The sequence below is a fragment of the Streptomyces sp. NPDC057253 genome (genome assembly GCF_042669125.1).
Lineage (GTDB): Bacteria > Actinomycetota > Actinomycetes > Streptomycetales > Streptomycetaceae > Streptomyces.
In genome coordinates this window covers 1-6927 of sequence record NZ_JBHUXV010000244.1, presented here as the reverse complement: position 1 = coordinate 6927, position 6927 = coordinate 1, and the positions used below count along the sequence as shown (strand labels likewise).

Annotated in this window: 7 protein-coding genes and 1 pseudogene; 5 read left to right on the top strand and 3 right to left on the bottom strand. The window is 70.3% G+C overall.

What is annotated here, in order from left to right; genetic code table 11:
• The first annotated feature begins 101 nt into the window (after positions 1 to 101).
• From ACFULQ_RS48150 to ACFULQ_RS48140, 3 genes and pseudogenes are all read left to right on the top strand, one after another.
• Positions 102 to 1502 (top strand): DUF2235 domain-containing protein, encoded by a 1401-nt coding sequence (locus ACFULQ_RS48150; RefSeq protein WP_383557924.1) that lies wholly within the window; start codon positions 102 to 104, stop codon positions 1500 to 1502.
• Positions 1503 to 1573: 71 nt separating this feature from the next.
• Positions 1574 to 2407 carry a Scr1 family TA system antitoxin-like transcriptional regulator gene (locus tag ACFULQ_RS48145; protein ID WP_383557922.1) on the top strand — a complete coding sequence of 278 codons (834 nt, stop codon included), beginning with the start codon at positions 1574 to 1576 and terminating at the stop codon, positions 2405 to 2407.
• Positions 2404 to 2514: pseudogene (locus tag ACFULQ_RS48140) on the top strand (DUF397 domain-containing protein); the annotation flags it as partial. The gene ACFULQ_RS48145 and the pseudogene ACFULQ_RS48140, both read left to right, overlap by 4 nt.
• On the opposite strand, the gene ACFULQ_RS48135 reads toward ACFULQ_RS48140, so the two are convergent.
• Positions 2479 to 3717, bottom strand: coding sequence for an MFS transporter (locus ACFULQ_RS48135; RefSeq protein ID WP_383557919.1), 1239 nt, complete (start codon positions 3715 to 3717; stop codon positions 2479 to 2481). The pseudogene ACFULQ_RS48140 and the gene ACFULQ_RS48135 sit on opposite strands and share 36 nt — an antisense overlap.
• Before the next feature lie 73 nt (positions 3718 to 3790).
• Between ACFULQ_RS48135 and ACFULQ_RS48130 the strand changes: the two genes are divergently transcribed.
• Together ACFULQ_RS48130 and ACFULQ_RS48125 are read left to right on the top strand one after the other, a co-directional pair.
• Complete coding sequence (locus ACFULQ_RS48130; protein ID WP_383557917.1) at positions 3791 to 4837, top strand: ArsR/SmtB family transcription factor; 1047 nt, start codon at positions 3791 to 3793, stop codon at positions 4835 to 4837.
• Entirely contained in the window at positions 4834 to 5328 is a 495-nt protein-coding gene (locus ACFULQ_RS48125; protein ID WP_383557915.1) for a glutathione peroxidase, read from the top strand. Before ACFULQ_RS48130 ends, ACFULQ_RS48125 begins: the two co-directional genes overlap by 4 nt.
• A 162-nt stretch (positions 5329 to 5490) precedes the next feature.
• Here the strand turns inward: ACFULQ_RS48125 and ACFULQ_RS48120 are convergent, their stop codons facing one another.
• Positions 5491 to 5682 carry a DUF397 domain-containing protein gene (locus ACFULQ_RS48120; protein ID WP_123761409.1) on the bottom strand — a complete coding sequence of 64 codons (192 nt, stop codon included), beginning with the start codon at positions 5680 to 5682 and terminating at the stop codon, positions 5491 to 5493.
• A gap of 190 nt (positions 5683 to 5872) precedes the next feature.
• The gene (locus ACFULQ_RS48115) at positions 5873 to 6742 is read right to left on the bottom strand and encodes a helix-turn-helix domain-containing protein (RefSeq protein ID WP_383557912.1); all 870 of its coding nucleotides are present in this window, start codon (positions 6740 to 6742) and stop codon (positions 5873 to 5875) included.
• Between the last annotated feature and the right edge of the window lie 185 nt (positions 6743 to 6927).

The following is a 6927-nucleotide window of genomic DNA, read 5'->3' as shown; positions in this document are numbered from 1 at the left end:
GCCACCGAGTTGCGGGCCGGGCCGGTCCCTGCGGTACTGGCTGTATCTCCCGAACCGTCGCGGAGTCCTGTCTACAGGACCTCGGGCAGAGGAGGCACAGCATGGCCAGACATCTGGTGGTCTGCTGCGACGGGACCTGGAATCGCGCCGATCAGTCGCACAAGACCAATGTGGCCAAGGTGGCCCTGGCCGTACGGCCACGCACAGCCGTCGGCACGGAACAGCGGGTGTACTACCACAGCGGGGTCGGCGCCCAGCGGCCCGAACGGCTGCGGGGCGGGGCTTTCGGCCTGGGCCTGTCGAGGAACGTGCTCGACGCCTACCGCTTCCTCGTCCAGACCTACCAACCCGGCGACCGCCTGTACCTGTTCGGCTTCAGCCGGGGCGCGTTCACCGCGCGCAGCCTGGCCGGGCTGGTGCGCAACTGCGGCATCCTGCGCCGGGAGCAGGCCGACCGGATCGGCGAGGCGTGGGCGTTGTACCGCAGCCGCACCAAGCAGCCGACCAGCGTGGCGGCCACCCTCTTCCGCCAGGCCTACGCCCACGAGACGGAGATCCGCTTCGTCGGCGTCTGGGACACGGTCGGCTCCCTCGGCATCCCGGTTCCGGCCCCCTGGTTCCTGCGCCCGCTCGTCGACCGCTTCAACAAGCGCTGGGCCTTCCACGACACCACCCTCAGCAGCTGGGTCAACGGCGCCTTCCACGCCCTGGCCATCGACGAGCAGCGCTCCGCGTTCCCGCCGACGCTCTGGCACCAGCAGAAGGGCGCCGCCGAGCAGGGCCAGGAGCTGCAACAGATCTGGTTCGCCGGGGTGCACACCGATGTCGGGGGCGGCGAGGCGGACTCGGGGCTGTCCGACCTCCCCCTGCTGTGGATGGTCGGGCACGCCGGCCGGTACGGCCTCGAATTCGACACCCGGGTCCTCAGCGAGAAGGGGCCGGACGAGATGAAGCCGGACAAGAGCGCCGACTTCGCCGTACGACCGGACCCGCTGGGCCCGCGGCACTATTCGCGGGTGAAGTTCTACAAGGTGTTCCGGGTTGTGAACCGGCCTATCGGTCAGGCGGAGGAGCCCAGGGACCCGAAGGAGCCGAGGGCACCCGAGGACCATGTCCTCGACGGGTGCGAGGCCGTGTCCGATTCCGTCCTGAAGCGGTACGAGCACGAGAGCGACTACCGCCCTCCGAAGCTCGACGAGTACCTCAGGATCTTCGGGGACGGCCGGCGCATCGAGCACGCACCGCTCCGGGTGGACGAACCCCCGTCCAGTGCCCCCATGCCGACCCCGGACCCCTGCCCCGCCTGCGACGGGCCCTTGAAGTCCGGCGGCATGCTCCTGGTCCACCGCGAGGACGACGACACGCGCGCCTGCCGCACGCTGTGGCGCTGCGCCGAGCGGCACCACTGGTGGCGGTGGGCCGACCGCCCCGGGAAACCCCTGGAGGAGTGTCCGTACCCGGAGCTGTTCCGGAGCGTGTTCCGGGACGTGTTCCAGGGCTGAGGAACCCGTACAGATTTCCTGTACGGGTGACAACGGGTGAACGTACGCCCCGAAATGGGGAGTTCACCGGCATGAGCAACAAGAGCCTCAGTACGCGGCGCCGGAAGAACGCGACCGCCGTGAAGATGGTCGGGTCCCTCGTCGGCACCTTCCGGCGGGCGGCCGGTCTCACCCAGCGGGCCCTCGCCGACGAGGTCGCCGTGGACGAGGAGACCATCGCCTCCGTCGAGCAGGGCAGGCGCACACTGAAACCGGACCTCGCGGCCCAGCTCGACGAACTCCTCGACACCAAGGGGGCGTTGTCGGTCGCGTTGGAGAACATGCCGGAGATCGACCTGTTCCCGCGCTGGGCGGAGGAGTACATCGATCTGGAACGGGAGGCGCTGGCCCTGTCCTGGTACGACAACCAGGTCCTGCCGGGCCTCCTCCAGACCCCCGCGTACGCGCGGGCGGTGTTCCTGAACGACGTGCCGGCGCTGACGGAGGACGAGATCGAGCAGAGGGTGGCGGCAAGGATGGAGCGCCAGGAGATCCTCCGGCGCGCCGAGCCGCCGACCATCAGCTTCGTCGTCTCCGAGGTGACGGTGATGGACCGGCTCGGCGGCGACGAGGTTCACGCCGAGCAGCTGCGACGCCTACGGGAGTGGGCGGATCTGCCGGCCGTGACCCTCCAGATCATGCCCGTGGGCCGCGACTTCCACGCCGGTCTCGTGGGGCCCTTCACCGTCATCGAGACCGTCGACCACCAGCGCATCGTCTACACAGAAGCCCCCCGCCGGGGCTGGTTGATCGCCCACCCCGACGAGGTGTCCTTTCTGGAGCGGAGGTATGCGATGCTGCGGACGCAGGCTCTCAACGCTCACGAGACCAAGGGCCTGTTGGACCGTTTGCTAGGAGACGCATGAGCACCCCGCTTCAGTGGTTCAAGTCCAGCTACAGCAGTGACCAGGGCGGTCAGTGCCTCGAAGTCGCCACCTCACCCGGCACCGTCCACGTCCGCGACTCCAAGGACACCCACGGCCCCACGCTCACCGTCACCCCCGGCACCTGGACGTCGTTCCTCGCGTTTGCCCAGCGCTGAGAGCGTCAGGGTCACGGCGATCGACGCGGTCGCCATGAGGGTCATCGCCGTGGCCGGGGACGTGAGTTGGGCCAGCGTGCCGGCGAGAACCGCGCCGATGCCCTGGAGCGCGACCATGCCGGTGGTGTGCAACCCGAAGGCCTGACCGGTGAGTTCGTCGGGCGTGAGGGACATCAGGCGTTCCTGGAGGACCAGCGAGGCGGCGAACCCCACGGAGGCCACCGTGGCGGCCAGGACCGACAGCGCGATACCGGGCCGTAGGAAGAAGAACAGGTACGGCACCGCCAGCAGCAGGCGCAGGGGGGTCGCGAGGCGGGGCCGTAGGGCGGGCGGCACCAGGCGGCCGATGGCCAGATCGCCCAGGAACATGCCCAGCGCCCCGCACGCGTACATCGTGCCCGCGGCCGAGGGGGCGTAGGAGACGTAGAGCGAATCGCTGCCCACGATCAGGCCGTTGGGGACCCACAGGCCGAGGAAGGCCAGGCGGCGGGGGCGCGAGGACCACAGGAGAGCGTTGGTGCGCCAGGTCAGGGAGAGGGACGGGCGGCCGGAGGCGCGCGGGGGCCGGGCCGTGAGGCCGAGGCGGGTGACGGCGGCGGACAGCAGGTAGCAGGCCGCGGTGAGGAGCAGACAGGCGCGCGGGGACAGAAGCGCGAGGAGGGCGCCGCCCGTCGCGAAGCCGGTGATCTGGATCAGGCCCCAGAGCATGTTGAAGACCGAACGGCCAAGGACGTAACCGCCCTTGGGGAGGATCTCGTTCATCAGGCCGCCGCGCACTCCCCCGCCCAGCGACGCGACGAGCCCCTGGGCGAGCAGGACGACGAAGACCGCCCAGATCGGCAGGCCGGGCAGGGCCAGCACCGCCGTACCCGCCGCGAAGGCGAGGGAGATGACGGTCAGGATCGCGCGCGGGGGCAGCCGGTCGGCGCCCGAGAGAAGGAAGGCGGCTCCCAGTAACTGCGCGAGTTGCGGGCCGAACATGCTCACCGCCGACAGCAACGGGGAGCCGGTGGCCCGGTAGACCAGCGTGCCGAGGGCCAGGCCGCCGATGGTCTGGGCTGCCGCGTCGGCGGCGAAGGAGAGGAGGAAGGGGGAGTATTCCGGGGTGCGGAAGAGCTCGCGGTAGCTGCGCATGGGCGGGAGTGTGGTCGGCGGTCGGCGGGTGACGGTTAGTCTTTCGCGCGTCCGCGAAACGACCGGGGGGTCCATGGGCTGGTGGCAGGTCGACGGGGACACCCTGGTCCGCAGCCGGTTCGTGGTCTGCCCGTTCACCGAGACCTTCGCGGCCCTGCGGCTGCTGAACACCGGCACCGGCGCGCACCCGGGCGAGGACGCCTGGCTCCGCGCCCACCTGCCCGCCTACCGAGCACGCCTCGCGGCCGACCCGGTGACCGCGCTGCTGGTGCGCTCCGGGATGGGCACCTCCTGGATCGCCGACTTCCTGGCGCCCCTGCCGCGCGAGGGCACGCCCCTGGAGGACACCCTGGCCCGTATCCGGGCGACCGACCCCGCTCTCGCGCGGGCCGACGTCCGGGTCTCGCTGCGCGGCCCGCTCCCGGCCGCCCTGGAGCGCGACGACCTCCCCGAGCGGGCGGCCGCGCTCCTCGCCCATGTCTGGACGGCGACCGTACGGCCGTACTGGGAGCGTCGGCGGCGGATCCTGGAGGCGGACGTGGTCGCCCGGACCGCGCAGGTGAGCCGGGGCGGCTGGGCGGCGGTGATCGACTCCCTGCTGCCGGGGCAGACCCGCTGGCTCGGCGACAACCGGCTCCAGGTGAACCGGCACGAGCGGCCGCCCCGCGACATCCGCGGCGCCGAACTCGTCTTCGTCCCGGTCACCGCGGGCCGCGGCTGGGCCACGTGGGAGGAGCCCGGGCGGTACGCCCTCGTCTACGGCTGTGCCGGGGCCCTCGCCGACCCGGGGGCCCGGAGCGTGCCCGAGAGCCTCGGCACGCTGCTCGGTGCCGGGCGGGCCCGGGTGCTGGTGCTCCTGGACGCCCCGCTGAGCACGAGCCAGCTGGTCGCGGTGACCGGGCAGGCGCTGGGGTCGGTGGGGCGGCATCTGCGGGTGCTGCGGGACGCGGGGCTGGTGGAGCGGCGGCGGGCGGGGCGGTCGGTGCTGTATGGGCGGACGGCGGCGGGGGAGATGTTGGTGGAGGCGTCGGGGGCGGGGGTCGGGGCCGGGGTCGGGGTTGGGGCCGGGGTTGGGGCCGGGGTCGGGGATTTACCGGGCGGAGTTAGCATCCGCTCATGACTACTTCCTCTCCCCTGGACGTTGAGATCGGTGCCCTCACGGGTGGTTCGGCCGACCTCGCCCAGTACGCCGGCAAGGCCGTCCTCGTCGTGAACGTGGCTTCCAAGTGCGGGCTCACCCCGCAGTACAACGGGCTGGAGAAGCTCCAGGAGCGGTACGCGGAGCGGGGCTTCACCGTGCTCGGCGTGCCGTGCAACCAGTTCCTCGGGCAGGAGCCCGGCAGCGCCGAGGAGATCGCGGAGTTCTGCTCGGCGACGTACGGCGTGACCTTTCCGCTGACCGAGAAGGTCGAGGTGAACGGGGAGGGGCGGCATGCGCTCTACGAGGGGCTCGTGGGCTTCGCCGACGCGGAGGGGCACACCGGGGACATCCGCTGGAACTTCGAGAAGTTCCTGATCGGGCGGGACGGGGCCGTGGTGGCTCGTTTCTCGCCGCAGACCGAGCCGGAGTCGGACGAGGTCGTCACCGCGGTGGAGCGTGCGCTGGCCTAGGCCGTCGGTCGCCCCGCGCCCCTGAAAACAGGTGGGTACAGTCCAGGCACTCCTAGCTGTACCCACCCTCCTGTGTGCGCCGAGCCCCCTCGGCTAGGACGGCGATCTGGTCGAGAGGGCTCTGGGGTGGTGCTTGTGCAGTTGTAAGGGTGTGGCGTGGTCTCACGCCTTGACCGAGGCCACGAAGGCGCTCCACGCCTCGGCGGGGAAGGCCAGCTTGGGACCCTCGGGGATCTTGGTGTCGCCGAGTTCGAGTGCTTCCTCTTCGGTCGACCGCACCATCAGACACGCCCCGTTGGCGTTGGTGTAGGTGGAGGTCGTCCATGTGTCCAGGGTGCCCAGACGAATTGCCATATCCGCTCCGTAGCCAGATGCGCAGTGTTCGGATTACGCCAACCTTTACTGATCGTTGGCGTGATCGACGCTACTCGCCGACTTCCTCTTTCGGAGCAGCCATTCACTCTTCTGGTGGCATATTCCAGGGGAGACTTCCAATGGAGCCTGCCCGGGGTGTACTATCCGGCCCGCCGTGTCGGGAAGAGGCTCAACGGGCGTACTCCCGCGCGTACTCCTTGGCGAGATCCTCGATCAGCTGACGCGACTGGTCGACGTTGAGCGCCTGGGCCCTCAAGTGCTCGTACATCACGGTGTACTTCTGCACGTCGTGCGCCTTCTCCAGGTACAGGTCGCTGGTGACACCCTCGATGTAGACCACGCTGGAGTCGGCCGCGTCCGAGAACTCCAGGATGGAGTACTGGCCGCTCAGGCCCGGGTGGGCGCCGACGTCGAACGGCAGTACCTGCACGGTGATATGGGGCTGCTGGGACACCTCGACGAGGTACTCCAGCTGCTCCCGCATGATCTGCCGGCTGCCCACCACGCGGCGCAGACACGCCTCGTCCAGGACGACCCACAGCCGCAGCGGATCACGCTCGGCGGCGACCCGGCTCTGCCGCCGCAGCCGCACCTCCACCCGCTTGTCGTTCTCCGTCTCCGTCGCCTCCGGCGCGCCGCCGCGCACGATGGCCTCGGCGTACGGCCGGGTCTGCAACAGGCCGGTGATGATCTGGGGTTCGTACACCCGCAGCGACTCGGCGTCGGTCTCCAGACCGATGTAGACGCTGTACGGGATGTCCCCGAAGGCATGCCACCAGCCCTGCTGGCGGGAGTCCTTGGCCATCTGCATCAGGGAGTCGACGATGCGCTGGTCCTCGACCTCGTACACCCCGCACAGGTCGCGGACGTCACGCTGGCTGATGCTGCGCCGGCCGTTCTCCAGGCGGCTGATCTTCGACTGCGAGACCAGCAGCCGCTCGGCCACCTCCTCGGCCGTCATGCCCTTGAGCTCGCGGAGCCTGCGGAGCTCCTGGCCCAGCCGGCGCCGCCTGACGGTGGGATTGACATTGGACGCCACGGGACGTGCACCTCCGGCTGCGGGCCTCGTTCTTGACTTTGCGTATCTGCTGTTGAGCAGACTGCCACCAAGGTGCTTATTACCGCTGGGAAACGGTGTATATGCGCGCGTGCACGTCAGTCATGGGCACAGGGGCCGCCGGGCCCGAACATGCGGCCGCGCGGGGTGACGGAACCGTACGGTTC

Excerpts from the sequence above, each read along its gene's own strand:
- ACFULQ_RS48150 (WP_383557924.1), top strand. The coding sequence starts at position 102 with ATGGCCAGACATCTGGTGGTCTGCTGCGACGGGACCTGGAATCGCGCC.
- ACFULQ_RS48145 (WP_383557922.1), top strand. The coding sequence starts at position 1,574 with ATGAGCAACAAGAGCCTCAGTACGCGGCGCCGGAAGAACGCGACCGCC.
- ACFULQ_RS48135 (WP_383557919.1), bottom strand. The coding sequence starts at position 3,717 with ATGCGCAGCTACCGCGAGCTCTTCCGCACCCCGGAATACTCCCCCTTC.
- ACFULQ_RS48130 (WP_383557917.1), top strand. The coding sequence starts at position 3,791 with ATGGGCTGGTGGCAGGTCGACGGGGACACCCTGGTCCGCAGCCGGTTC.
- ACFULQ_RS48125 (WP_383557915.1), top strand. The coding sequence starts at position 4,834 with ATGACTACTTCCTCTCCCCTGGACGTTGAGATCGGTGCCCTCACGGGT.
- ACFULQ_RS48120 (WP_123761409.1), bottom strand. The coding sequence starts at position 5,682 with ATGGCAATTCGTCTGGGCACCCTGGACACATGGACGACCTCCACCTAC.